Annotated in this window: 23 protein-coding genes; 9 read left to right on the top strand and 14 right to left on the bottom strand. The window is 54.5% G+C overall.

Translation table 11 applies throughout. The features are described from left to right. Window positions 1–124: 124 nt before the first annotated feature. From AAGF34_RS20480 to AAGF34_RS20455, 6 genes are all read left to right on the top strand, one after another. Window positions 125–1,159, top strand: coding sequence for a hypothetical protein (locus tag AAGF34_RS20480; RefSeq protein ID WP_342617554.1), 1,035 nt, complete (start codon window positions 125–127; stop codon window positions 1,157–1,159). A gap of 91 nt (window positions 1,160–1,250) precedes the next feature. Beyond that, a complete protein-coding gene (locus AAGF34_RS20475; protein WP_342617553.1) occupies window positions 1,251–2,234 on the top strand; it encodes a lysozyme inhibitor LprI family protein in 984 nt (327 codons plus the stop codon). 23 nt (window positions 2,235–2,257) lie between these two features. After that, window positions 2,258–2,722, top strand: coding sequence for an HAD domain-containing protein (locus AAGF34_RS20470; protein ID WP_342617552.1), 465 nt, complete (start codon window positions 2,258–2,260; stop codon window positions 2,720–2,722). 349 nt (window positions 2,723–3,071) lie between these two features. Then, entirely contained in the window at window positions 3,072–3,569 is a 498-nt protein-coding gene (locus AAGF34_RS20465) for a hypothetical protein (RefSeq protein WP_342617551.1), read from the top strand. A 113-nt stretch (window positions 3,570–3,682) separates the two neighbouring features. Further along, window positions 3,683–4,003: a hypothetical protein gene (locus AAGF34_RS20460; protein WP_342617550.1), complete on the top strand. Its 321-nt coding sequence runs from the start codon at window positions 3,683–3,685 to the stop codon at window positions 4,001–4,003. 225 nt (window positions 4,004–4,228) lie between these two features. After that, the gene (locus AAGF34_RS20455; RefSeq protein WP_342617549.1) at window positions 4,229–4,810 is read left to right on the top strand and encodes a hypothetical protein; all 582 of its coding nucleotides are present in this window, start codon (window positions 4,229–4,231) and stop codon (window positions 4,808–4,810) included. A 147-nt stretch (window positions 4,811–4,957) separates the two neighbouring features. On the opposite strand, the gene AAGF34_RS20450 is transcribed toward AAGF34_RS20455, so the two are convergent. The 3 genes from AAGF34_RS20450 to AAGF34_RS20440 form a co-directional block, all read right to left on the bottom strand. After that, window positions 4,958–5,704 carry a hypothetical protein gene (locus AAGF34_RS20450; RefSeq protein ID WP_342617548.1) on the bottom strand — a complete coding sequence of 249 codons (747 nt, stop codon included), beginning with the start codon at window positions 5,702–5,704 and terminating at the stop codon, window positions 4,958–4,960. Between the two features lie 130 nt (window positions 5,705–5,834). Then, window positions 5,835–6,776 (bottom strand): hypothetical protein, encoded by a 942-nt coding sequence (locus AAGF34_RS20445; RefSeq protein WP_342617547.1) that lies wholly within the window; start codon window positions 6,774–6,776, stop codon window positions 5,835–5,837. 701 nt (window positions 6,777–7,477) lie between these two features. After that, on the bottom strand, window positions 7,478–8,131 hold the full coding sequence (locus AAGF34_RS20440) for a hypothetical protein (protein ID WP_342617546.1): 654 nt from the start codon (window positions 8,129–8,131) through the stop codon (window positions 7,478–7,480). Window positions 8,132–9,255: 1,124 nt separating this feature from the next. Here AAGF34_RS20440 and AAGF34_RS20435 point away from each other — a divergent pair. Further along, window positions 9,256–10,188 carry a hypothetical protein gene (locus tag AAGF34_RS20435; RefSeq protein WP_342617545.1) on the top strand — a complete coding sequence of 311 codons (933 nt, stop codon included), beginning with the start codon at window positions 9,256–9,258 and terminating at the stop codon, window positions 10,186–10,188. Window positions 10,189–10,747: 559 nt separating this feature from the next. Then, window positions 10,748–11,830, top strand: a complete 1,083-nt coding sequence (locus AAGF34_RS20430) for a hypothetical protein (RefSeq protein WP_342617544.1) — start codon at window positions 10,748–10,750, stop codon at window positions 11,828–11,830. A 282-nt stretch (window positions 11,831–12,112) separates the two neighbouring features. Here the strand turns inward: AAGF34_RS20430 and AAGF34_RS20425 are convergent, their stop codons facing one another. The 4 genes from AAGF34_RS20425 to AAGF34_RS20410 form a co-directional block, all read right to left on the bottom strand. Continuing rightward, window positions 12,113–13,159, bottom strand: a complete 1,047-nt coding sequence (locus tag AAGF34_RS20425) for an AlpA family phage regulatory protein (protein ID WP_342617543.1) — start codon at window positions 13,157–13,159, stop codon at window positions 12,113–12,115. Between the two features lie 87 nt (window positions 13,160–13,246). After that, window positions 13,247–14,584 carry an integrase gene (locus AAGF34_RS20420; protein WP_342617542.1) on the bottom strand — a complete coding sequence of 446 codons (1,338 nt, stop codon included), beginning with the start codon at window positions 14,582–14,584 and terminating at the stop codon, window positions 13,247–13,249. A 260-nt stretch (window positions 14,585–14,844) separates the two neighbouring features. Then, on the bottom strand, window positions 14,845–15,801 hold the full coding sequence (locus tag AAGF34_RS20415) for a GGDEF domain-containing protein (protein ID WP_342617541.1): 957 nt from the start codon (window positions 15,799–15,801) through the stop codon (window positions 14,845–14,847). A gap of 272 nt (window positions 15,802–16,073) precedes the next feature. Next, window positions 16,074–17,360, bottom strand: coding sequence for a DUF2325 domain-containing protein (locus AAGF34_RS20410; RefSeq protein ID WP_342617540.1), 1,287 nt, complete (start codon window positions 17,358–17,360; stop codon window positions 16,074–16,076). Between the two features lie 323 nt (window positions 17,361–17,683). On the opposite strand from AAGF34_RS20410, the gene AAGF34_RS20405 reads away from it, so the two are divergent. Then, window positions 17,684–18,364 carry a PEP-CTERM sorting domain-containing protein gene (locus AAGF34_RS20405; RefSeq protein ID WP_342617539.1) on the top strand — a complete coding sequence of 227 codons (681 nt, stop codon included), beginning with the start codon at window positions 17,684–17,686 and terminating at the stop codon, window positions 18,362–18,364. A 65-nt stretch (window positions 18,365–18,429) separates the two neighbouring features. Here the strand turns inward: AAGF34_RS20405 and AAGF34_RS20400 are convergent, their stop codons facing one another. The 7 genes from AAGF34_RS20400 to AAGF34_RS20370 are packed head-to-tail and all read right to left on the bottom strand — an operon-like array spanning window position 18,430 to window position 25,063. Beyond that, window positions 18,430–19,167: a DsbC family protein gene (locus tag AAGF34_RS20400; RefSeq protein ID WP_342617538.1), complete on the bottom strand. Its 738-nt coding sequence runs from the start codon at window positions 19,165–19,167 to the stop codon at window positions 18,430–18,432. Window positions 19,168–19,188: 21 nt separating this feature from the next. After that, window positions 19,189–19,830: a hypothetical protein gene (locus AAGF34_RS20395; RefSeq protein WP_342617537.1), complete on the bottom strand. Its 642-nt coding sequence runs from the start codon at window positions 19,828–19,830 to the stop codon at window positions 19,189–19,191. Continuing rightward, entirely contained in the window at window positions 19,830–20,693 is an 864-nt protein-coding gene (locus AAGF34_RS20390) for an ankyrin repeat domain-containing protein (RefSeq protein WP_342617536.1), read from the bottom strand. Before AAGF34_RS20390 ends, AAGF34_RS20395 begins: the two co-directional genes overlap by 1 nt. Further along, window positions 20,680–22,227 carry a putative porin gene (locus tag AAGF34_RS20385; RefSeq protein WP_342617535.1) on the bottom strand — a complete coding sequence of 516 codons (1,548 nt, stop codon included), beginning with the start codon at window positions 22,225–22,227 and terminating at the stop codon, window positions 20,680–20,682. The genes AAGF34_RS20390 and AAGF34_RS20385 overlap by 14 nt, the downstream gene beginning before the upstream one ends. Before the next feature lie 36 nt (window positions 22,228–22,263). After that, complete coding sequence (locus tag AAGF34_RS20380; RefSeq protein ID WP_342617534.1) at window positions 22,264–22,932, bottom strand: hypothetical protein; 669 nt, start codon at window positions 22,930–22,932, stop codon at window positions 22,264–22,266. Next, window positions 22,929–23,339, bottom strand: a complete 411-nt coding sequence (locus AAGF34_RS20375) for a biopolymer transporter ExbD (RefSeq protein WP_342617533.1) — start codon at window positions 23,337–23,339, stop codon at window positions 22,929–22,931. The genes AAGF34_RS20380 and AAGF34_RS20375 overlap by 4 nt, the downstream gene beginning before the upstream one ends. 2 nt (window positions 23,340–23,341) lie before the next feature. Then, entirely contained in the window at window positions 23,342–25,063 is a 1,722-nt protein-coding gene (locus AAGF34_RS20370; RefSeq protein WP_342617532.1) for a DUF2341 domain-containing protein, read from the bottom strand. Window positions 25,064–25,119: the final 56 nt, after the last annotated feature.

The raw sequence follows: 25,119 nt of genomic DNA, 5'->3' as shown, positions 1-25,119 counted from the left end.
AGATTTGCTGGCACCGGCCAAGCAAGGACCAGTAGATGCTGCGCCAGCAGCGCCGGTTGACACGACCACGCCCGCAGCCACTTCGGCACCATCGCCAACAGCCCCTTCGGCGCAAGCAGTGCAATTGGCGCTGCCAGCAAACGGGGTTGCGCCAACTTGGACCACCAAAGCGGCATTCCTGCAAGCGGTTGCACAGGGTGAACTGCACGAGGTCGATACAAGTTGGAGTACCGGGGTTCTGACCGGCTCAAAAGACGTCCTGGCCGTCACCAATTCCATCATCGTGATCCTGAACCAGGAGTACGGTGTGCCGCCACTACCAGCCACCGGTGACTGCCAGCAAGACACAGCCAGGTTGATCGTTAACGCTCTTGCCTATCAAAACAAACTCAAGCTGGAAACGCTCACGGACGACGGGCCAAACTTCTACAGCCTGCCGCAAGCGAATTCGTCCTATCCGGTACAAATTCAATCCACCCTGGCAGCAATGGGAACGCGCAACTGCGTTTTGCGGTCGCTGCTTACCACCAAGACCCACCCAATAGGTGATGCGTTTGCTTTGCTGCTCAACGAATACGGGGATGCCACCACCCAGTGGATGAATGCAGAGCGTCCCCGCCGTGTGCAAGCGTATGCAGACGATATTGCGCGTCAGAGGGCCGCTGACACCGCCAAGGACGCGGAGCGGGATCGCAAACACGCCGAGGACGTTGCCAAGGTAGTGAAGGAACGGGAGGACCGAGCCAAACAGGAAGCTCAAGCGCGTGCTGTGCAATTGGCCCGCGCACAGACCGCTGTTGCGCGGAACGCTGAAAAGATCCATGCACTGGGCGTGTCTGCGGACTTCCTGAATGCCACGCTGTACGTGAATTACTTGGGCCAGTGGCGCTCGTTCATGGCATGCCGCCAGTGGGTTGCTCAACTCTTTGACAACACTAACATAGCTTCCGTCGAGGGTCGCTCTCGTGGTGGCCATCCTGGTATTGCCATCAAGGTGGGGGCCAATCCCGCTTTGAGTTTCTTGTTTCGGATGGAGGGCAAAGACGCGTACGTCTATGCATATGAACAAAGTGGTGCGCTCACTGTCCTGACCGACCCACAACAACTGAGCAGCATTGCGGTCCTGATGAACGTTTACGCCAGCGGTGCGGCCCCTTGACCGTGCAACGCGTTTCGTACTGCATGAATGGCCCGGGCATCACACCACTCTATTTCAACCAATTGAACTTTTTTACACACTGGAGAATGACATGACAAAAGCTGGAGCAATCATCGGCATCATCGCCGGCATTTTTGGATTCTTGGCAGCCATCACAACGCTGCTGTTTGGCGGGCTCAGTTCCGCGTTTGGTGCGCACGGAGCCAATACGGTCATTGGCCTGGGATGGGGCGGCGTACTGTTTTCATTTGCGACCATCATCCTGGGAGCCATTGCCTTCTCCAGACCGAAGAAAGCTGGCATTGGGATGATCGTGACGTCAATCCTGGGGGCGGTGCTTGGCGGCACGCTGGTGGCAGTCTGCATGGTGCTATCACTGGTGGGTGGCATCCTGGCTGTCATTGGCGCCAAAGACATCGCGGCCAGCACAGCAACACCGGTGACTGCAGGGGGAGCACTACCAGCAAGCGCAGCAAGCCAGACCATGACCAAACGCATTCTGGTGCTTGTCGCACTCTTTGCCGTGGGGGGCGGAGCCGTACTTCTGTCGCAAAGACTGAAGCAGCCGGACGGCACAGACACGCAGGCTCCAGTAATTGCAGCCGGTGGACTGACTGGCGAGGCGGCACCCAAAGCCAACATGGCAAATGAAAGTGTTGCGGTGACCGGTGCACAGCCGGTGACAAAAGACGACGCACAGCAGCAATCCAAATCATCCGTCATAGAGACCGCTGCCGCACAACCGATCGCCGCACAAAAAGCCTCCTGGGTTCCCAGCTTCGATTGCACCAAGGCCGTCAGCTTTGCTGAAAAGGCGATTTGCAGTGATCCTCTCTTGGGAAAGCTGGACGGTGCTCTGGCTGAGAATTACAAGTTCATGCAGGCTGCAGACATTGGAGATGGCGCCAAGGCTGATCTAAAAGCGTCTCAACGGAAATGGGTTGCTGAGCGCAATAAATGCGTTGACAACCAATGTCTGGCTGATACATACCGCAAGCGGATTGATGACGTGTGCGACTACCCGGTCATCTCGGGTGCACACCCTGCATGTAATGCGGCCGAAGACATCAAATAAATCCGAGAGCAGAGGGTAGCACCATGATTCTCTTTTTGGATTTCGATGGTGTGCTGCATCCCGATCCGTGTGACCGGCGGGACTGGTTCTGCCAGTTACCGCTGCTGGAAAATGTGTTGCGTCAGCATCCCCATGTTGACGTTGTGATCAGCAGTAGCTGGCGCTATGACCACAGCCTGGAGCAATTGCGGGGGACTTTTGCGGAAGACTTGCGCTCGCGCATTGTGGGGGTTACGCCAACGGACGCACGGCCCCAGGTTGAGGACTGGATGCCGCAAGCGTTGCTGCCAAGCCATCATCGGGAAATTGAGTGCCGCAAGTGGCTGCAACGGTATCGCTCAACACAAACGCATTGGCTTGCCATAGACGATGTGCGGGAGTGGTTTGCGCCGGATTGTAAAAATCTGCTGGTGACTGACTCCGGCAAAGGATTCCGGCCCGAACAGGTTGAATTCCTTGAAAAATGTATCAAAGATACTACTGGCTAGAAACCAACAAATTGCGCCGGTTGATCAGATTCGTCAAATTAGTTCATTTTATGCTTTCCCTATGTAGCGAGGAAGCTTAAGGCCGTGAAATCGGATGGAGATTTTTATCCAATGTATTTAGGCATCTTCGACTCATAGGCTATGGTGCAAGTAAAGGATATCCTCAAGTAATTGAGCCGGCAACCAAACTAGCTTGAAAATCTGTATGCTCGTCCCAATGAAAACGTTCAGATTGTTTACCTATGCTGCATATCGACCGCAGTCCTTTTCGCAAGCATGCTTGAGTAGGTATTGGTCTGACGAGTTGGAGAGATAATGGTCTTGTTCGAGAGACAGGGGGTTTTACACCATGAATCCGATCGACTGGCTTTGCGTTCATGCTCCGGGTTTCGCGGAGCTTCCTTCAGAAGACCGCCAAGCCATCTTTCACTTCTCGCTGCTCTGGAGTTTGTTCGAGGCCAGGGCACTTCGCACTCGCGGTTCTGCGAGCGCAATTCTTGCCATCACGCAAGAGTGGGCGTCTCATGGTCAACTCACGCTCGCGCCCTTCGAAGTAAGTCTCGCTTATTTTCGCACCCGTTACATTGCTAGCGGTCAGCCGACGAGACTACTAGAAGGCCTCACCTTGCGCAATAATGACAGTCCAGCACTTGTACTGTCAGTCCTCAAGGGCGAGAACACGAACGCCGCAGATGCTGTAGGCGCCTTACTCATTATCGTATTTCGCCTGCGCAACAATCTATTCCACGGGGTCAAATGGGCTTACGGCATTCGGGGCCAGCGTGAGAATTTCAACCACGCAAATGCTATGCTAATGAGCGTACTGGAAACTCAGGGGTATTTGTAAATGATGACCAACTCGGTTGCGTAGTAGACCTGTGAATAGTCTGCGCATGCCGCTTACTTCTGCGTTAGGCTCCGTTAGAAGGCAACCGCCATCTCATTAAACCAAGCAAAGCCATGGCAACAAAAGCAAGATTCTATGAAGTTGAGCGGCAAAATGGGCACGAAACGCAGAGTGCCATCATTGCAGCACCAAGCAGAGAGCAAATTGAGAGCACCCTCAACACGAAAGACATAAAAGTCAACAAGGTCAAGTTCCTAGGATGGGCGCCCGTAACTGCGCGACCAGACGAATGTGAGATTCGTCATGAATTTAATGCACGAGTGAACGGTCAAGAAGTAACTATCCATGCCCAAACACCCGGTTTCGACTACCTCAATCAACAGTTCCCCGCTGAAGTTCAAGATGTTATATCTTTCTTAAATGAAAGCAAGTAGTACCGAATATATTTGATGAGCCAATATACACCGATCGAATGAGTCAATTCATTGGAAGAGTTCTTCGATCCATTCAACGTTTCGGGGTAACCTCACTTGAAAATGCAAATATCACAAGCATCGCAGACGCGGCTTACAGGGCAGGAGCAGTAAATATGCAAAAGGTTGGCGATCAATAATCTCAAGTCAAAAATCACAATTCAATTTTCGTCAAGGAGTTTAAGCATGGGATTCGAATCTCTAATGAAAGACAAGGTATCTGTACTCAAGAAAAGCGGCGGAGAATATAATAGCATTTCCGCCTCAGTGCAGAGCGGAAAAATCTTTATACAACGCGCAGATATTCTTATCGAAACAGGTGATCTCATAACTCGAAAAATGTCAAATGGCGGGTCTGAGACATTTGAAGTTTTGGACCCTGGATTTCATGAGCAATTTCACGGCATCCCTGCAGGTTATCAAATGCGCGTCAAAAAGCTGGGCGCACCTGAAGCCACAGCCGCGATTCAGCACATTACATACAATATTTCCGGAAGCAATGCGCACATCAATAACAAATCGAATGATAATTCAACAAATATTACTGTAAGCTCTATCGCATTAGAGAAAATTGCGGACTTGCGACGAGAAATAGATACATCCCTACTCCCTTCTCAGAAGAAAGAGGCATTGGAGGTTGTAGACGCCGTTGAAGCTCAGTTCAAGACTGGCTTACCCAGCAGGCCTGTAGTCAATGCTTTGCTTGCCGGGTTGCCACACGCAGCGAACATTGCAACGTTAGTCTCAGCAATTCAGGGACTATTTTGATTTCATCGTTTAATAAATTCTGCAATACGGCCAACAAGACCTTCCCGGTAGTCCGACGCGGACACCAACACGACAATGGCCCGCGAAGTAGCGACGTGACGCGCAGGCTCCACGGTTACCCCTCCCCCTGCAGAATAACTTGCAGTCCTAGCGGGTATTGAGCGGCCTCAAGCGGCTGGGGTCAAATCCCCATGCCACGCACAATGCGTCGAGGCAGTATTGCAGCGGGCTTAGGGTTATCGGGTCCGCCTGCGGCACTTCATCCGGCCATAGGAGCTTCGCTGCCGCCAAAGTTCTCGTGAACGCCGGAACGGGCACCATTGGCCCTTGCCCATCTTTTCGTGCGATGTAGCCGGACTCAACGTCAGCCGTGCACAGGTCGGTGTAGCCTACCAATAGCGCAATGTCGCCATCTAGGTCTTCGCGAACCCGAGTCGCTCCTTGGATAGCCCCAAGCAAACGCCGAATAACGGTACGTTCTCGCTTACGCCAATAGCGGTCCGCCGCTTCATCGGTAACGCGTGATAGCCATCGCTTAAGCCCCGCCGCATCAAGAGTGTATGGCCACGTCAGCGGCACCTCCAGCAACTCTGAAATTCTCACCTTGGTACTGTCTATGCCATTGAACCACTCCGCCCCAAGGGATTGCTTCGCCAAGTGCACGTGACACCACTCTTCTTTATGTCCGTTTTGTGGAAAGACCGCGACCATTTTGACTTGGCACCGGAACTTCTGCGCGACTTGCACCAGACGGCTTTCAGGTTGGGCACTACGACCAATCTTTATGGCACCGAACTGGTTCTGCATCACATACAAGCTTTGAGCCTGAGTAGTCTCATTCCGCAGGGACTGCAGATCATCGGGCTTAATTAGGAGAGAGGCCGGGTTTGGCATGAAAGATATTATGCGTATTTTTCACGTTGGCTGCGGTCGATGACTTCACGGTCTACGGCATTCTATTTAGTGTTGCAGAAGAGATTATTTAGCAATCATCCTGCTAGGAATGAGATTCCAAACAAACACTTCATTTCAGCAAGGGCACCTTGGCTATCTGAGACATTAGCACCAAATTCGTTAATATTTTATGGGTTGTATAAGTATTGAAGCGCCTACCCGTTACAGTGTTAGCTACACCGGCATCTACATTCCATAGGGCAAGCACAATGACTTCATCGTCTTTCTCAATACTATTAAACCAGTTTGCATCGTCAGACCATATACTTACCTCGTAACCCACACCATTATTTAAGTCTTCTGGATTTTGGCGGTATGCGCTCTTCTGCAGGTTTATTACGTTTCGATTTCTGTATTTACCTACACCAATCCGCTTAGAAGTAACCTTTCCGTGCAGTGCCAAAGGATGTGTAACCGTATTGTCCCGGATGACACTGAACGCTTCGCCGTGACATTCTGTTTCAAAATAAAACCTCGCCCATGGAACGATTGTATTCCCCTCAAACACCAACTGGAGATAGGTCGAAATTTCCTCATCGTCATCACACATGGCTCTGATCAATAGAACCCGCTTTGCCGAATTTATATAGGCTGGCAACTTTCCTGACGATTTGGAATATGCTGTCCCAGTTCTTGTTCTTGAACTCACTTGCCCAGGTTTGCGTGCAACTACAGATTTCGTCAACTCGTCCTTGATTATTACTAAGCGAAGACGGTATTGGCCTTCACTCACGCTTTCAAATAGTTCCTTCGATTCCTTGGCAATTTTTTCTATTTTTTTCTGTACTGCAAAACTGCAATCAAATGCATGGCTAGCACCTGGAAGCAATCTGAAATAGGCTTGAACAATATGGGATTTTTCATCTCGCTCTCGGGGGTAAGATGCATTGTGAGTTACAAGGGCTAAGCAGAACTTGCATTTCAGTGGCGGAGTGCCCATGCCTTTAACGTATGTCTCAGCGCCCCACTCGTTGCCTGCGCTATCCAGCGCCACACCCATCTTTATTCCCATGCGGATTTCCAAGTTTGGTTATCGAAAAAGATTGGCTTCACACGTAACTAAGTCTAATACATCACTCTGGCGCAGTCACCCGCAATGGAAGCATATAGCATTGCATTAACGAAAACCGAACTGATTACTAGAAAAGCAAACCGTCACTAGCCGTCCACCGTATTTACTCATCTATATACCCCAGATGGAATCGAAGGTGACATTAAATTGTTCTCATGCGAACAATTCACAGCGGAGACTCCCCAAAGGTTCGTGTCTAAACTTGGTTTGTAGCCGGCGGATTCACCCGATCTGGTTGCCCGCATTCGCTAGTCCTGCCAGGACTCATGCGCATACACGTTATCCGCCACTACTCGGCTGTCCCACCTGAAGACACGTGCGGCATTGACGAACCGACGCCCCCCGAGCGTTGCTGGCGCTGGCACCGCAATGTCTATCCCTATTGCTTCCTTGATGGCTGATCAATGGCGATAGATGGTTCTTTTTGGATCACCCAATTTGGACAAGTCCTCTCCCCATGTGACCAGTGCAAAAAAGTGCCGTATAGTTTCTCCAGCGAACTCAGATTTTCACACGAACATCTCAAGACCGATTGAGCCAACCGGCAAGGCACAGACAAACTACCATCCGGCTTCAGACACCGGGAGCCACTTGAACAGCGTACTGCCGGCTGTTTGGCAATCGACACTTGTTCGCAGCAACTAGTCAGCGACCTGAGTTTGCCGAAGTCTGGCATAGTGAACATGGTCACCCAAATAGGTTGTACTCCAATATCCAATCAGTACGCAGAATACAAGTGTCGTCGAGATTGCAATAAGATGCGGCCAGCTTAGCGGCAAACTCGGCGAAAGGGGCCACGCGATATATAAAGACAGTTGCGCCCACACAAACAACGTAAAAAGGTTAACTATCTGATTAACTTTCGAGACCGAGACGGCACTTGGTCCAGTCACATTTCTTTCAAAGAAACCGTCACCACCGGTAGGTCTACGTAGCACCGTTTTGTAAAGCGGCCCAGTAACTGGATTCTCCAACATATCAACGTGATTTTCCCAGTTCTCTTGCCATTGCTTGCTTCCTCTATTCACCTGGAACCAAGCAAACGTGAATACGAATCCAATGCAGGCTAAAGCAAATGCCAAGAACCGCTTTTCCGGTGAATCTGGGCTCGACGTAGAAACCGCAAAGTATCCGACAAACGCCGCCGCGATCAATGTCCAGAAATACGTTGCCCGTTTCCAGTAAAGCTCAATCTCGAACTTCCGGTTGTCACGGGCGTGTTCTAACGCCTTGGCTAGCAGTTCCGGATTTGGAGGATCGATACCGAACGCTTCAAGGTATTCCTTTGAATTCATGGGTATCCCTCCTTCATTGAGCCAAGAGTTAGAACAGTTTATTGCATGTTAGATCAAAAGCGGCCAGCCACGATTGACAGGTCCTTAGCCGAAAATGTCCCTGCACACATCTACGCTGCCCGAAGCAAAGCAGTTCTTGGTCTGTGACGAGGCGTACAGTGCGCGGCACGTAAAGAGATGAGTGCACAAACGTGACCAGGTCCACAATGTCGCCGCGCCATACGATCCGCGTCAGTCCTGCCAGGACTCATGCTCATACACATCCTCAGCCTTCACGCGGTTTTCCCACCGGAAGACCCGTGCAGCATTAACGAACCGCCGATCCCCGAGCGTTGCTAACGCTGACACCGTAATGTCTATCCTCATTGCTTTCCAAATGGCATTGCGGTGCAGCCTCCTATTCAATACACCAAGCCTGCTATGTCTTCGGCCTACTGGCCCACACCCAACTGACTGAAAGCACAGACCGGTGAACGAACGCGCTTAGCCGGGATTGGTCTGATTCCGAATTTACCTTGGGGCTAGCATCCCATCTTCGTGAACTTCTGAATTAGCAGCCCCCGTCTTTCGTCATCCGGCAAAGAATCGTCCTTCACTGATCGTCGGCTTGAACCGCCAGCACTAGTCCCAGATCACGCAGAGACTACGCGAAAGTCTAAGCGTACCCTGTATGGACGCCGCCGGATATTGCGGCAACTGCCTCGAAGTGCTAATATGGACGCGCCTATACATTCTGCGATGAATCGGAGGATCATCATATGAAACTTGGCCTGTGTCCAACACAGATTCTCAGGCGCTCTCAGCGTCAGGTAACCCGGTAATTCGACCTGGTTTTGTAAATTGAGCAAAGTCTCCGTGAATGGGTACTCACCCTCTCGTAGACATAGGCTAGGCGCATCAGCCAAGCTGAACATCGCTCCGGGTATTCACCCCCCTCCGCTGGTGGCAATCCAGCACGTACAACTCAAGACAATTCGTACCCTCCAATCGGCCATACCGATTCGGAACCCTTAGTCGCTGCGTACGACCGGATATGGCCACACCGTTGGACTTCCGTTCATCGCCGCAATCGCGTAACCATGAGCCGCCCCGCCCTTGCGGGGCGGAGCCCGTAGGAATCGAATATGACGAAAGCCAAAAAAGGAAAGAGTAATACTGTCCGTAGCGAGCGCACAACTTTGCCCCCGACTCCTCTGACACCTCTTGCAAAGGGTTTGACCACCATATGTGTGCGAGACGCTGCACTTATTCCGCAGGTCCGCTGCACAATTGAACATCTGATTCTCACGAAAAGTGCACGGCTTGGTGTGCCTATGCCTGAGGTCGCCGAGTTGATTTCATTGCATGCTGGAACAATCCGTAGCATCGAATACGCAAAAGTGCTGTCAGCAGCAAATCACACCAAGGAAGGCGTCGGACCGGTTCATAAGCACAAGGTCTTTCAATCACCGGGCGGCTTTAATTGGACCGGACCTGAAGGTTTGAGCGTGGTTCTTCCTTTGATTGAGAAGGCCACAGGATGCGTCACCTTAGAGCAACCAACAGACCGCACGTTATCGGGATTGAGCGCAGAGGGAATGTTTCGCATCCGTGCCGCGTCAACGCAGGCTGGCGTATGGACCATCCTGTTTATGTCCCATCCGGAAGGTCATGAAAAATCGGGTATACACCGTGTCTGCGATGAGTACTTCGAGGTAACACGCTGCGACCCCGATCCCGGCTGGGAATCAGCTTTTGCAGTTGACTGCATTGACCTCAGTCGATCCAATGATTTGGACCTTGGCAAAGTCATGTGCAATGTCAAATTCATCGAAGGGAAGATGGTTCGTCGCTACGAAAAGTTCGTGTCAGTCGACCTGAAGATACGCTTGATGGCCCACCTGCGCGGTCAGAAGATGACCATGGAAGAAATTGGACGTATTGCGATGTTAGACAAATCCCAAGTGAGCCGCAGCTTGAAAGGGATACGCCCACTTGTGAGCGCCACTTGGGATGACGACATGCAACGCAAGTGGCTGGAAGCCTGCGAACTGCCGGAAGTGCCCTCCGCCGCCTAACTGATCGCCAGCGAGGCCGGTTGCTTCCGATTAACCGAAGTTCTGTTGCGCGGATTGCCTACAACAAATGCAACACGTGCAACAAGTTCATCGGAAATTCACTGCAACCAGCCTCGCATGAGCGTACCCACTGCTGAAAAGTACCAGCGAATCAGGTCAACAACAGCAGTTGCTGACCGGCATGGCGAGCAATGGTAAGTGCCGAATTGAAGAGGGACAATTTGAGGAAACCGCAAGACATGTATAACGAATTTTCACCAAATTGCATCTATCCACTTTTGGCGCGTCAAGCAAAGGTAAGCGGCGCGTTTTATTCGTACCAACGCGCGCCCAAATCTGAAAACATCTGAATTTCTAGTTGTTTTCAGAAATCGACAGCCACTAATTTACGACTATAACCATATGTATAGATTAGTAGCAGATGTAAATAGTTCGTATAGGTGAGTAAGCACATAAGCAGGTGACATGTGGCCCATAGCATGAGGGACCGATGGGCACTGACGCTGGTCGGCACGACCGATACGTGCATGACACCAAACACAAAGCTTTAGGACACATCATGAGACTGATACCCTATAAAAAGGCTGCGCTTGACAAACTCAAGTTCGCTTTCGCCCAAGACGAAATCCAACCGTATACCCGTGACATTAAGACAGCGCTTGATGACATGGTCCGAGCAGGCCGGGCCACCAAGCTCTCCACCCAAGGCAAGGGCTATGTGAATCGATACCGTGTGGTACTCAATGACAAGGACGGTCTGCTCGTAGAAGTGACGCCCAATCGCCCAGACAATGCAAAGTTGGGATTGACCATGGAGTACACGCCCGCCCATCTCGATAAGTCGGAGCGCGCCATTGTTGTTGAAGTAGTGCACGAGATTCTTGGTACAGATGCCCGCCGATTGCTGGGTACCGTTGTTCTTCTCATAGTGCATATTGCAGTTGACTTCCCGTTTGATATTGATGAAGTTGCCATCGAAGCCCGCAGCAAATCGACGTGTGCATCTTGGGGGAAGGTCTTTGGTGACAAGAGCTTCTTGCAAACACAGTACTTTGGTTCTAGCGCCAGCGACTCGCAGGTGGTAGCTTATGACAAGGGTGCGGAACTGTATGTCCAATTGGCAAAGGCTCCTGCCACCACTACCAAGCTTTTTGAGTATGACGAAGAAGCCGATAAGCTCGGGCCCCGTCTGCGGCTGGAAGACAAGAAAACTCTGACACGTAGCCCAGTGCCCTTGCATGACTTGGCGCAGATTGCGGCTCCGTTTCGGGGCGTTCACGTCTATGCAATGGTGGACGCTGAGGAAAAGCTCAAGAGCCCATTGGAACGGCAGACACTGGCACTTGCGAAGGCCGTTGGCTTGCAGGCCGCGTTGAACGGTCTGGACAAGGGGGACCGGGAGAAAATCCGCCGCAAACTCATTAGCTGCCAAGTTGAGTGGTGGGATGCCACTACGTATTCCAACGCACTGGAGAAGCGTCTGAAAGCCACCCGGCTGTTCCCGGACGACGCATTTCACCCTGTAGCTGAACGTGAGAAGTTGGCCAAGTCCAGTTCGGTGAAATCCACTGACCGTGGTGACAAAAAGCGTAAGGAAAAACTGGCAACTAAGCAGCGTCCTGGCAAAAAGAAGCCACACTAATTTCAAGCTGCAGATGTGAGGAAATCGCCGGGCTTTTAATCGCCCTGGTGATGGATTATTGCCCGCCGTAGACGCGGCAAAATTGCCCCTTTCAAATGCAGTGACGCTATTCTGGGTAATCACCTCGCCGACGTCATGGGACAGGCGCTATCTTTATCTATCTCATTTCCGCACATGAGCGCAATTGCTTGCTGGATTTGTCGGAAGACCGTGTGAGCAGCAGCATCACGCCCATCACCACCCACCAGATGACAACTGCGACCAGCCCGAAGATGGCCACAGCTACTTTGCCAGATCGCCAAGGAGCTTCTTGATGTCCTGTGTGCGCCAGCCGACTCTGCGCTTGCCACCAAGGGGCACCGGAGAAGGGTATGTCCCCTTCTGGATACCGTCGTACCAGCCAGACCGGGAAACAGTGGTGAGCGCCAGCACTTGGTCGATGTTGAGGAAACCGGGCTGGTCCAAGTTGACGTTGCGCAGCAGGTCATCCCTGACTGGTTTTGGTGCCCGTCGTTTCGCTGGCTTGGAGTTTTCCGTTGGTTCGTCCGGCTCCTGGCTGGACCGTTCTTGAGCGTTCCCCTCATGCTTTGTTAGCGCTTGTGCTTGTACTTGTGGTGCGGGGGACAGTGGTGGTGACAAGGGCAGGGATGCCAGCATTGGTGTTGGCTCTGGATGTGCTGGGCTTTGAAGTGCGTTGACCTGGGCAGGTGCAGTCTCTGCCGGCATACCGACGTCCGGCACAGAAGAAGGGACAGACCGGGTTTGGTTCACTATGGAGGCAGCGCCGCCTGGTGCAGACAACAATGGCAAAAGAGGTGGCTTTAACTGCCAGAACTGGTTTGGGATGGTGATTCCGCCAAAAGGATTCTGATCTTTGACAAATTCAATGAAGCTGCGCAGGGAAATTTCTGTACGGTCGGTGGGTTCTGTATCCGAGGCAGGGAATGAACGCAATCGGTCATCCAGCCGCTGCCACTGCTTAAGCGTGAGGAGATGCCCTTCAAAATGTCGGCAACGAGGATCGTCGAGTTCTTTCAGCTTGGCAACATACTTGCGGCCCGGCGTGATGTTGTGGACCAAGCAGATTGCGCTGAACAGGGAGACCAGGAGTCTGTCGTTCCAGACGATCCAGTTCGGCTGGTGTCTTGGCCGCTTGGGCTCATTGGGCACGCTTAATTCAGAAGCATTCATGGCGTCGTTGGGTGGCGCCACCACGTCACCAGTGTCGGATGCAATCTGCTGCTCTACGTCTTCCGCTATATCGCCATGGCCGCTACTGCCGGTCTCGACTTCAGTGGCTACTGAGGTATTTGGGCTTTCCCGATTCATTTCCAGTGATCCTGCAAATCGCCTTCGGACGTTCGGACATTCCGACGCCTAGCCCATATTACCGGCGAAATCACCCAGGGAAAAGGACTAAACCAATTTGAGGGAGGGAATTAACTTGATCTGCTTGCCCTCAAGCAGCGCATGCAGGACTTCCAGTGCAAATTGCTTTTCCGGTACATAGTCATGACCATCGTAATGTTTATCTTGTACCCCAGTTAGTCCATGCGACTGTAAATGAGCACGAATTTCGCGGCTCACACCAGCAACCGCCAATGCAGTTTCAACTCCTGAGCGAACGCGCTTTAGCTGAAAGTTATCAATCTTGGTTTTCGCCACATCCTTGGCCCAATTGGTCATCGTCATGGCGCTTAACGGCGTAGCTCCGCCATCGGTCGATATTGCGTACTCGCCTGTATTTTCTTTTGCGAGTTCAGAAATTGCTGCCGAAATGCCTGAAAACAGTGGCAGAAAATTTACTCGCGGTGGCTTTCCAGGACGCCCCTTGCCGTCAAACAATGTGAATGTCTTGTCAGTGACGTTCTCTCTCTTGAGCTTGCACAGTTGCTCAATGCGCTGGCCGCCGCTCAGCAAATGAAGCCGCAGTGCGGCACCACGGATACCAGCAATGTCTTTGATCAGACCCCAATATGTCTGGAGTTCTTCCAATTCAAATTGATTTTTGTCAGCTTTGTCAAACTCAGATTCCCTTTTGGTTAACGCCACAGGGTTGCTGGAAATTTTGAAGGACTTGAAAATCGCTGGAATGGATGCCCGTGATTTGCTGTCAAGCCCGCACTGATATGCCGCCAGCAAGTAGGAACGCAGCTTGTTGGCGGTTCGCCCTTTTTCAGCTTTGATCAACGTACGCATCATGTCGGTTACGTTCTCAGGGGTGAGATGAACCGCCGGTCCATTGGCAATGTCAGGATGTGCGTCCTTGACATGATGTTTAAAAATGGAACGTGCGTCTGAAGCCGAACGCCGCTCTTTACCCTCCAGGTAGGAGACGTATGCATCCAGGAGCTTTGAAACGCTATGCTCCTGGGCGTCAGTCAGCGCATTTTGGGCGGCTTCGTGATCACGCTTGATTGAAGCTACGTGTCCACGGTAACCGCCAACAGGTGCGTTTTGTACTTGGATGGTCGCTCTTTCGCGGCATGCCTCGGTTGCAGCGGCCACTGAGTAGCCCTTGCTGCCAGGAGACAAGGATTTGGGAGGCGCACTGGCGTCATAAGGACCGATGACCACGCGGTCGCTCTTACCGTCATGGGTATATCGCCAGTAAAAGGTGATCGTGCCGGACGCCAAGCGACGTGCTTGCAGTGCGCCACACTGGTCAATCTTGCTGATGGTGGTGAACTGTCCGATTTTGAGCGAGCGCAGAATCTCGCCGGTGGTTTTCTCTGCGGATGGTGTAGTTTTCATTTTCGTGACCGCAAGATAGACTGGTGCCAATTTGGTGCCAGTTTAAAGCCAAATGCTCTTGTACGCTTACGGACTATTATGGACTCTATTTTGTTATAAATCAACAGCTTATGTTGACTTCAAATACTCACGGAAAGCTACAAAAATTGACTTTTACGGACTGTTAATCCGTAGGTCCCTGGTTCGAGCCCAGGTCGAGGAGCCAGATATGAGAAGGGTTTGCACGCAAGTGCAGACCCTTTTTCATTTTTTGACGCTGATTACGCGTTCTCTGCTTGGGACGCTGTGGACGGCCCTGACAACTGCTCCATTACGTATCTGTTCTTGCCCAACTCTTTTGCTTTCAGCAACCCATGATCAGACAGCTGAATCAACTGGCCTGGTTCTATTGAGCAATGGCTGCAGACCGCAACTCCAAGGCTGCAGGTTACAAACAAAGTTGCCTCAGAAAGCTGAAATGGTTTTTGGAAGCTGTCCAAAATACGCTGGGCCATGTTCTCTACCTGAACCACAGACTCGGTTCCTCCGATGAGAACAAAGAACTCATCACCGCCCATTCTTGTTACGGTGTCGTTTTCCCTCAGTGCACCCGTGATGCGAGACCCGACCTGGACCAGAAGTTGGTCTCCAGTGGCATGTCCATAGTGGTCATTGACTTTTTTGAAGCTATCCAGATCGAGGCTAATGCCCGCAACTATTTGCCCAGAACGTCGAGCCGATGAAAGCGCTTGCACTATTCTGTCGTTCAAGAGCAGCCGATTGGGAAGTCCCGTCAAGAAGTCATGCGTTGCAAGTTCTTCCGCCGCTGCCTTGGCCATTCGCAACTCGTTTTCCAAATGCTTTAGCTTGCTGACGTCCACAACATGGGCATAGATTCCCTCCACAACCCCTTGAACGATGTGGGGCGTATAAGTTGCCAAGCTGAATCGCACGTCGCCGTCGGGGAGCGTAATTTCACGCTCGAACACTTGCTTTTCACCCGCCATGGCCTTCAGGATGTACGGCAGATTTTTGGCATACAGAGGGCCCAACAGATCCCTCATTGAAATCCCCGCCATCTGATCCACGGATCTGCCAAACCAGTCGTAATAGGCACGGTTTGCGAATTGGCATCTCTGATCCCGATCCCAAAAAGCGATCATTGCATCTATGTGGTCCAGTGCAACAAGCGCCAATTCAGCACGTTTGTCAGGGTGCTCACTTGCTTGCTGCTTCATGCGAATCTCCTTATGAATATGCATTCATATGGGATAAGGTTACATTTTTAAATCTATCAAGTATTGATATTGGTCATATCTGAGGCAACCAATGCGGAGATAAATCAGGTTCACTCCCTTGCCTATCCACAGGTCTCTGGTTCAGGCCGCGGATCGAGGAGCAGGAAGAACCCATGAAATACGCGAAAGCCTGCTACATATTCGGTAGCAGGCTCTTTTGTTTGAGCAACTGTCAAGCGTGTTCGCCTAGACCTTGAATGTCCCGACCTCGTTTAAGAGGATCCGCCAACGCATTGCGCATTGCCCGTGGTGTTTTGAGACACGGAAGCACTCTGTGCCGAAATGTCCGCTGTGTCCAGCCTTGACAGGTGTTCCAAGCCGCGAACCAAGGACGAAGCGCTTGGACTCTCGACAAATACGCACTGTTTGCCGGTGCGTTTGCAGAAGTCCTTGACCTTCCAATAGGCGTTGTGGCTGATGCAGCCCGTCTGGCAAATCACCAGGTCGGCAGCCTCCAGACTGGCATCCAGAACGTTTTGGCTTTGCTCCAAGCCGCCGTCGTGGTGGGTAAACCTGCCTCCGACGCGCTCTATTGCCTGGCGATAGTTGGCAATGCTGCCGCTTCGTCCCCCCACACACAACACGGTCTTCTGATTCAATCGCAACGGTGCCGCGGATCGGTACGGTCTTGCGGTATCTGCTGTATGCGTGCCTTGCGTGTTCATGGATTCGGTGCACAGCGCTTCCAGCAGTCTTGCAGCGGATCTCAGCTTGGATTGCAACTCGACGTTATGTGCTTCGAGCTGGGAATGTCGCGCCGTCAGCAACTCGAACTTCCTCAGCAAACGCGGGGTGGCCTGCACATCCTGCATGCGGCCCCCACACTCTGCTAACTGAGCGAGGCGGCTGTCCTTGGCAGCAATCTCTGCCTGGAGTTGCAAGACCTGTGCGGTCAGCGCCTTCACTTCGCCGCACTTCTCTGCGAGCATCCGTGTGCATCGATCTTGCACCTTGGACAACTCCCGCGTGAGCACTGCGTTTTCATCCATCAGCGCATGGAACCTGGCCATGTCCACACGCACCGATGCCCCCGCCTGATGCTGCAACATGTGCATGTCGCGACACAGTGCGTCCTGTAGCGCGCCATCGCACCGCGGGTGTGTCAGCGCCGCCCAATAGGCACCCGCCACATCGCCGTGGCGCATGGCAGCAGCCCACAGGTCTGCAACTTCCTTGGCCGTTTTCGCCGCGCGGTAGGCCTTGATCTGCAGCGCATATCGCCTTTCCAGATCGACTTGCATGAGCTCGGACAGCACGTTGCGACGCGCGCACTGGGCCACCGCGCCCACGTGCACCTGGTAGTCGTCGAACAGGGTCTTTTCCCCGGCGGCCTTGTTCACCAGATGGCGCAATGCGTCCAGCGGGAAGCACACACCCACCACAGTGCAATGGCACTGGTGCTCCAGGTCCCAAAGCCGTCTGCGCCTGGAACCTGTTGATGAGGGCTGCAAAGGTGCGGACGTAGGCGCTACGCACGCCAAATTGGGTTTGCTCAACATAGTGCTTCCTAAAACTGGTTCAGGCACTGGCTGGCAACGGCTGGCTTGTGCAGTCTGGTGATATTCACCCGATAGAGCGGACACCTTTGATGCAACAACGCTTGTCCGTTTACCCATTCTAGTTGCGAACCATTCTCATTGGCAACAGATCAACCCCAATAAGTTCCGTGGCATTCGGCGGTCATAAAAGAGCTACTTTCGGACTATGCGATGGATGTCCTGTAGCACACCGCCGTAACGTTCAGGGCGCACATTCCCCAACTGAGGTTCGATCAAACGACTTCACACCTTCATCCATAAATCAACACCCTGGGGAATAGACCATGACCAAATCTGCGTTTCAACTGAAAGTACTCGCCGGCCTCTTGCTGGTCATCGCCGGCAGCGCATCCGCCGCCACCTACACCAACGTTCCAGGCGGCGCGACCACTGGCTTGCCCTTCGCCTACTTTGGCAACGCAGCCAACCCAAGCGGCGACTCACCCAAGGTTGGCGAAGTGTTCTCCCTCACTTCGGCCGAAACACTCTCCTCCTTCAGCTTCTACGCGCTTGGCAATGTTGCAGCATCCCTGCAACTGAACGTGGCGCAATGGAACCCCACCACCATTGCGGCCGGAACACCCCTGCTGACCACCAGCGGTTCCGCAGTCGAGACCTTCAATTCGACCGGCGGCTACACCACCATTTCTTTCGACAACCTGGGCCTGAACCTGAATTCCGGCACCAGCTACATCGCCTACCTGACCAGCAGCGATCCCAGCGTGACGGGCATTCAACTGTCGCGCATCGCCAAGACAGCTGACACCACCGGCTTCGGCACTGCGGAGGCCCACTACAGCACCGTCAGCAACAGCTGGGTGCTCGGTCCGAACAACGGTTTCCTGAATCTGCAATACACGGCCATCACAGCCGCCGTGCCCGAGCCCGAGTCCTACGCCCTGCTGCTCGCCGGCATGGGCCTGATCGGTGCTGTGGTCAAGCGCCGCAAGGCCAAGCAAGCGTAATCATGTGCTGAACAAAAAAACGGGAGCTCAGGCTCCCGTTTTTTGTTGGTGCGGGGCTAACGCATTCAGTGCACCTGCACCTCGCCCAGCAGTTTCTCCACCTGCTTTGCATCCTGCGCGCCGGGCACGCGTCTGCCATCGGCCAGAAACAAGGTGGGTGTTCCTTCCACACGGTAGCGCTGGCCAAACTCCAGATTGCGGTCCAGGGCCGTGGTGTCGCAAGGCATGATGCCGCCGGTGGTGGCAACCTGATTCAGGATCCAGTCCTTCCAGGCGGCGCCACGGTCCTTGGCACACCAGATCTTCTTGGACTTTTCCTTGGAATCGGGCCCAAGTATGGGATACAGATAAACCTGCACGGTGACGTTGTCCACCTCCTGGAAGTCCTTTTCGAAGCGCTTGCAAAAGCCGCAGTTCGGGTCTTCAAACACGGCAATCTTGCGCTGACCGTTGCCACGCACAATGGTGAAGAAGTCCTTCTTGGGCAAGTCCTCGAACTTGATGGCCATGAGCTTGTCCATCTTCTCTTTGGTGAGGTCGCGCAGGTTCTGGGTATTGAGCAAGCTTCCCTTAATGATGTAGTTGCCCTGGGCATCGGTGTAGTACAGGTCGGTACCGTTGACGCGCACCTCATACATGCCCGGTATCGGCAGCTTGGTTACTTCATCAATGGTCTTGAACTCGGGCAAGCGCTTAGCCAGGTTCTTGCGGATGACCGCCTCCTGCGCGCACAGGCTCACGCTCAGCGTAGCCAGCATAAGAGACAGGCCCAGAGGCCGCAGACGAGACAGTTTGCTTTTCATGGCGAATCCTTACGGTGTAGCTTATTGGGCCCGCTCTGCGGGCCGCAGGCGCTCGGCATCGAGCTTGTCGCGGTACTCCTCCATCAGCGACTCGAAGGCCACACGCTTGGCGCCACTGAGCTGCTGAGGTAATTGCATCACATCCACTTGCGCGGGCTCGGCGCATTGCGCCACCAGCTTGCGGCCCAGGCCGTACAACTCGGTGTTGCGCTTCTCGCAGGCGTTGACTTGGCGGGTGCGGCTGGTGAGTGCGCCCTCCGACACTTTCAACTGGGCACTGGTCTGTGCCAGCTCCTTGTCGAGCGTCGCTGCGCGCTCTTGCGAGGCTTTCAGTTGTCGCTCGAGTTCAGCCTTGGCAGACAGCACTGCCTTGTTCTCCTCCAGTGCAGCATCGAGAGCTATCTGCAACTGCTTGTTCTTTTGCCCATCGGCATTGGCGCGCGCCTGTTCGCTTTTGACGCGCAGCTCCAGTGCCGCCTTTTCTTCGTCGGTTACGCGCAGTTTTTCCTGCAGCGCGGTCTGCGCCTGCTGCACGGTTTGCAGTTGCGTCTGGACGCGGCGCAATGCCTCGCGCTCACGGGCGCCGGGTTTTTCTTCGGCATGCAGTGCGCTGCCGGCAAACAGGCATGCCAGCGAAACCAATGCAATCCATGGGTATTTCATCAAAACTCTCCCAGCGTATAGCTGCTGCTGGCAGGCAGTGCCAGCTTCTTCACATCCGGCTTGGCGCCTGCTGCCAACAACAGTTGCACCATGTCATCGCGCTTGTAGAACTCTGCCCAATACAACGGCGTGAGTCCGTCCCGATCCGACGTGCTAGGACTGGCGCCATGGCGCAGCAGCAAGGCCAGCATGGCCGGATAGTTTTCATTGATAGCCACCATGCACAGGCTGTCACCCTGGCGGCTTCGCGCTTGCAGCCTGGCTCCGGCCTCCAGCAGCGCAGCGGCTGCGTCCACACGGTTGAGGCGCACCGCCTGCATCAAGGGGGACTCACCCGTGTCGGTATTGCCATCCACCTGTGCGCCCTTGCTGATGAGCAACTTGACCACTTCGGCGTGCCCCCCCAGCGCCGCTGCAGCCAGAGGCGACATGGCACCGCCGCGCCCGTCGGCCACGGCACCGGCGCGCAACAAATGCCGCACCACATCGCCCTGGCCCTGCTGTGCTGCCAATTGCACCGGTGTGCTGCCCCACTCGGTCACGGCGTTGACGTGCGCTCCCGCATTCAACGCGGCCTTGGTTGCTGCCAGATCACCATTGCTGGCGGCCTTCATTAGCACGCCATTGGCTGAAACAGTGGAAGCCGGCGGCCAATCCTGACCGCTGGCGACCAGTTGCTTGTTTTCCGCGTCCGGTGTGCGAAAGCGCACCATGTCTTCGGGCGTCTGCACCCCGGCTTCCAGGCGCCGGCGCAAGGCCAGTTGCTCGGGCGCCATGGCGCAGCCGGAGATCTGCACCAACAGGCACAGCCCCAGGCCAAACGTAACCAGCAGTGAACTGCTATGTGCGTCAGAACTTGGCATTGAAATAAACCTGAAGAACGTTGACTGCCAGCGGCGGGCCGGAGACTTCGTTGCTGGAGAGCCAGCGTGCAGATATCCAGTTGTTGCGGCCCAGCGCGTACTGCATGCCCAGCACATAGCCCTTGTTGTTGGTGCCGCCCAGATGGAAGTCGTTGTCGGTCATGGAGTCCAGCACGGCATCGGCTTCCAGGTAGCGGTAGGCCAGCGAGGCTTGCCAGTCACCGCGCAGCAGCATGGACGGCATACCCACAGCAAACTTGAGCATGTAACCGGTGGTCTGACGTGCCACATCCAGTCCGGTGCGTTGCAGGATCTTCTCGTGGTCATAGCCTATGTTCTCCACATAGTCCAGGGTGGAGATCAGGTGCACCGGGTCGTTCAGGCTTACGTCCAGCATGGCCGTCAGGTTGACGAGCTGGTAGTCCGAGGCCAATGCGTAAAGCGATGTCGCACCGCCATCGTTGGCAATATCAAACAGGGTGTTGCCCTTTTGCCGGAAGCCCGGGGCCGTGTTGTTGGTGGTGGTGAGGTTATAGCTGTTGCGTTCACCGCTGACGTGCTGGAAGTCGTAATAGCCCAGGCCGATCTTAGCGCGCTTGTTGTTGTCTGGAATCCACTCCACCCCACCTTGCAATCCGACCAGCCATTTGGATTTGGCCTGGTTGGATGTGGAGGTTTCAATATCCTGCAACGCAAACAGACCGGTTCCCACAAAGGGGCGCCAGACTTGGTCGGTCTTGGCCGCCGGATCCATCTGCACCTGGATGCCATCCAGCGTCAGGTTCTCGTTCCAGACCAGGTCGGTTCCAAACCAAGGCGTGGGCATGCGTCCGGCCGTCACGTTCAGCCAGGGCAATCCCTCGTCGTCGTGGTAACGCATGAAGGCGCGGTCCAGCGCAAAGCTGCTCTTGACACCGGATGCGCCCAGGGTCTGGCTGGTCGACAGCGCGTCGGCGGCGGAGCCGGTGGTCAGGCGCAAGGCGGCGAACAGATCTTGCGTGACCTTTGCATTGATGCCCAGCCGTGCGCGCATACGCAAGCGGTTGCGCTCATCGGTCATCTCATTGATGTTCTGGCCGTTGGCTGCAAGATACGTGGCCGATGCGCCGTTGCTGCTACCGTAGGTGTCGCTCTGCAGACCCACACGTATATCGCCTTCCACCTTGATGCGGTCTACCCACTCGGGGATCGCGTTGGCATCGGCCCAACGTTCGGCCTTGGCCTGGGCAATTACCTCTTCGCGCAGCTGGTCGCTGATCTGCTTCTTCACAATTTCGGGCACATAGGGCACGCGGATCGGCGCCTTTTCTGTCTTGGCCGTAGCAACCTCCGGCGCAGCACCCTTCTGCTCCGCCTGGCGCACCAGCTGGTCGGCCTTTTCCTGGGTCAGAAAGCCCTGCTGCACCAGCGCCTGGATCAGCCCCAGCGTGGTCTGGCGCAAGGCTTCCAGGCTTTGCGCCTCATCTGCATGGGCATGGCCCGCGGCGGCGAGTAGCAGCACTGCACACGCCACTGCCGAGGTCTTTGTTTTCATATTGGGGATAAACATCACAGCTATTTCTTTCTTTATTCATCGAGACGCAACGCGCAACCGGATCGGCTGCGGCATGTCGCTGGGTGTGTTTTCGCGCATGGCGGGCATGGCCCGCAATGCGGCCTTGATGGCTTCGTCCACTTCGGGCTTGTCACCGGCGCCCAGCAGCTCCACGCGGGTCACCACGCCCGTACTGGACATCCAGACATTCACGCTGCGCTGAAACTCCCCCGCAGTGCGCAACTTCTTGTCCCTTGCAATCACGTCCTGGATGCGCTCCTTCAGCAGCGCGCCATACCAGGCAAATTTGTTGCCCGTGCCGCCGCCCCCTCCTCCGATCAGGTCCGAGCCGCCCTTCTTGCCCACTAGCCCGAAGCCGTCGCCAGCTCCAGTCCCTGCCGCGTCCACCGCAAGGTCTGGGCCTGGCGGCGGCGCCTCGGCCTTGGTGGGCGGAGCATCCGGCTTGGGGATGTCCATCTTTTCCTTGATCTCTTCTTTGGGCGGCGGTGGCGGCGTCTTGGGTGGCGGTGGAGGTGGTGGCGGCTTCATCAGCGCAATTTCCTGAATCACCTTTTTCTTGCGCGGCTCCTCACCTCCGGCCATTAGCTTGACCAGCCAGGCCACCAGCAATCCCAGCGCCACGACAACCGCAAGCGCCAGCAACGGCAGGCGATAGCGCTGCCATGAACTCTTCTTCGCACTCACTTGACCAACCGCTGCGTCACCAAGCCAACCTGGTTCAGGTCCAGCCGCCCCAGCATGTCCAAGACTTCCATCACCTTGGCGTACTGCACCGCCGAGTCACCCTTGAGCACCACGGGGAAGTCCGGCGTGGCGCCCTTGAGCGCCACCAGCCGCTGCTCCAGATCCTGGATGGTGGCCATGGGATAGGCGTCCAGATACAGGCTGCCATCCTGCGTGATGGTGATGGCCTTGGTAGCCGGCTTGGCCAGACTGGGCGTGTTGCTGGCCTTGGGCAGATTCACCTTGATGCCCTGCACAGAGGCTGTGGTCATTAATATAAATATCACCAGCAGCACATACGACAGATCCAACATCGGTGTGATGTTGATGTCGTCATAGACTGCACCGTCTTCTTGCGCCTTGGACATGATCAGCCTCCGTAGTTTTCCGCCATCTTGGTGACGAACTCATCCACGAACACCGTCATGTCGGCACCCACACCCTTGATGCGCGTTTGCAGATAGTTATAGCCAAACAGCGCGGGAATAGCCACACCCAAACCCGCCACGGTAGCCACCAGAGCAGCGGCGATACCGGGGGCAATCGCGTTCACATTGACGTCACCTGCAGCAGCAATGGCGGCAAAGGTAATCATCACGCCCACCACCGTGCCCAGCAAGCCCAGGAACGGTCCGCCGGAAATGGCAATCGTCAACAGCACCATGCCCTTGTCCAGCCCGTGGCGCTCGCGCGTGAGCTGTGCATCCAACGTGGCACGCACCGCATTGATGGATTGCGACGAAACAACCGGGAAGGCGTGGTGCTCATCATTCACCTTGGGGAAACGCGACATGAGCTCCATCACACCCACCTTGTAGATGCGGTGCAGTGATGACGAAGAGAAGTCGTCCGTGCGTGCAGACAGACCATCCAACGCACCGGCATGTGCCTTGGCATCCTGACCCAGTTCCAGCAGCTTGCGAGTGGTCTTGCCAAACTCTTCGTTGAAGTGACGGTTGGTGCGCTCCATGCGATTGAGCAGCACCAGCTTTTTGCCCATTACCCACAGGGCAATGAAAAACATCAGTACACAGATGCCAACCACCACCCATCCGTCCACCGTCAGGTTCTGCAGCGTGGCCTTGAAGTAGTTGGGGCCTTCACTGGTGTCGGTGGTTTGCTCTTCCCCTTGCGAAAGCAACTTGCCTTGCTCAGCCTGTGACTGCACCTGAGCCGACAGCCAAGCCTCATTGCGCGCCACACCCGATACCTGGATTTCATCCACCTGAGCGACCAGCGTTGCGCCTACACGCAACGCATCGGTGGCTACGAGCAAACCAGCCGCATTGGCCACAGCCTTGCCATCCACAAACAACACGGCCTGCGCGCCACCGCTCACCGCCACATGGTGCCAGGTGTTCAGGCTCAGTGCCTCTGCGGCCTTGGAGGTCACCGTACCCATTTTCAAAACCGGCACGCCACCGAGCAACGACACGCTGACGTTGCCAAAGGAAAATACTTCTCCATCACCGCGCTCCGGGTTGACCCAGGCCGACACGGTGATTTCCTTGGTCTGTTGCAGCGTAGGGTTTTTCACGACCACACCACCGTCACCATTGAGGTGTGCAGAGCCTGCGATCAGACCGGACGGAACCACGGTGGCATGTGACTCGGTGGCATGCAGAGCCTTGCCACTGGCATCCTGCGGCAGGCCTTGTGTTTCACCCAGGTGGTACACCGCGAGCTGCTGCGCATCAAACACCGGCGCAGGCGCCGCTGCCGCCGCCTTGGTATTGCCGTAATACATCCAGATGTGTTGCGTGGAGTTGCCCGTCTGCAGCTTGGGCACTTGCACCCAGACAAAGGCCAGGTTGTTGATGCTGTCAAAGCGCTCTATCTGAAACGGCAACTGGGTCTTGTCATCTTCGGCCAGGAAACGCAAATCGCTGCCATCCTCTTTGCCCGCCAGAAAATCAAAGTTGGCACTCGACAAACGCACCAGCACCGGCACTTGCGACACATCGCTGGAGATGCCTGCAGCCTTGGTGTCCAGGGTAATTTTTTTTCTGCCAGTCCAGTCCTTTTCCCACCAGGCGTGAGCAGACAGGGGCATGACCAAAAACAGGGCGACGATGGCAAGAATACGTTTCATGGAAGTTGGATATAAATAGTCAAAAAGAACGCGGTTCGCCCTGAGCGGCAATCCTA

It is taken from the genome of Rhodoferax sp. GW822-FHT02A01, from assembly GCF_038784515.1.
Taxonomy (GTDB): Bacteria; Pseudomonadota; Gammaproteobacteria; order Burkholderiales; family Burkholderiaceae_C; genus Allorhodoferax.
This window is presented reverse-complemented; position numbering and strand designations above follow the sequence as displayed.

Coding starts and splice junctions, on each gene's coding strand:
- AAGF34_RS20390 (WP_342617536.1), bottom strand. CDS start 20,693: ATGCCAAGTTCTGACGCACATAGCAGTTCACTGCTGGTTACGTTTGGC.
- AAGF34_RS20440 (WP_342617546.1), bottom strand. CDS start 8,131: ATGAATTCAAAGGAATACCTTGAAGCGTTCGGTATCGATCCTCCAAAT.
- AAGF34_RS20460 (WP_342617550.1), top strand. CDS start 3,683: ATGGCAACAAAAGCAAGATTCTATGAAGTTGAGCGGCAAAATGGGCAC.
- AAGF34_RS20430 (WP_342617544.1), top strand. CDS start 10,748: ATGAGACTGATACCCTATAAAAAGGCTGCGCTTGACAAACTCAAGTTC.
- AAGF34_RS20450 (WP_342617548.1), bottom strand. CDS start 5,704: ATGCCAAACCCGGCCTCTCTCCTAATTAAGCCCGATGATCTGCAGTCC.
- AAGF34_RS20425 (WP_342617543.1), bottom strand. CDS start 13,159: ATGAATCGGGAAAGCCCAAATACCTCAGTAGCCACTGAAGTCGAGACC.
- AAGF34_RS20385 (WP_342617535.1), bottom strand. CDS start 22,227: ATGAAAACAAAGACCTCGGCAGTGGCGTGTGCAGTGCTGCTACTCGCC.
- AAGF34_RS20410 (WP_342617540.1), bottom strand. CDS start 17,360: ATGTTGAGCAAACCCAATTTGGCGTGCGTAGCGCCTACGTCCGCACCT.
- AAGF34_RS20415 (WP_342617541.1), bottom strand. CDS start 15,801: ATGAAGCAGCAAGCAAGTGAGCACCCTGACAAACGTGCTGAATTGGCG.
- AAGF34_RS20370 (WP_342617532.1), bottom strand. CDS start 25,063: ATGAAACGTATTCTTGCCATCGTCGCCCTGTTTTTGGTCATGCCCCTG.
- AAGF34_RS20375 (WP_342617533.1), bottom strand. CDS start 23,339: ATGTCCAAGGCGCAAGAAGACGGTGCAGTCTATGACGACATCAACATC.
- AAGF34_RS20395 (WP_342617537.1), bottom strand. CDS start 19,830: ATGAAATACCCATGGATTGCATTGGTTTCGCTGGCATGCCTGTTTGCC.
- AAGF34_RS20420 (WP_342617542.1), bottom strand. CDS start 14,584: ATGAAAACTACACCATCCGCAGAGAAAACCACCGGCGAGATTCTGCGC.
- AAGF34_RS20455 (WP_342617549.1), top strand. CDS start 4,229: ATGGGATTCGAATCTCTAATGAAAGACAAGGTATCTGTACTCAAGAAA.
- AAGF34_RS20400 (WP_342617538.1), bottom strand. CDS start 19,167: ATGAAAAGCAAACTGTCTCGTCTGCGGCCTCTGGGCCTGTCTCTTATG.
- AAGF34_RS20465 (WP_342617551.1), top strand. CDS start 3,072: ATGAATCCGATCGACTGGCTTTGCGTTCATGCTCCGGGTTTCGCGGAG.
- AAGF34_RS20405 (WP_342617539.1), top strand. CDS start 17,684: ATGACCAAATCTGCGTTTCAACTGAAAGTACTCGCCGGCCTCTTGCTG.
- AAGF34_RS20470 (WP_342617552.1), top strand. CDS start 2,258: ATGATTCTCTTTTTGGATTTCGATGGTGTGCTGCATCCCGATCCGTGT.
- AAGF34_RS20475 (WP_342617553.1), top strand. CDS start 1,251: ATGACAAAAGCTGGAGCAATCATCGGCATCATCGCCGGCATTTTTGGA.
- AAGF34_RS20435 (WP_342617545.1), top strand. CDS start 9,256: ATGACGAAAGCCAAAAAAGGAAAGAGTAATACTGTCCGTAGCGAGCGC.
- AAGF34_RS20445 (WP_342617547.1), bottom strand. CDS start 6,776: ATGGGAATAAAGATGGGTGTGGCGCTGGATAGCGCAGGCAACGAGTGG.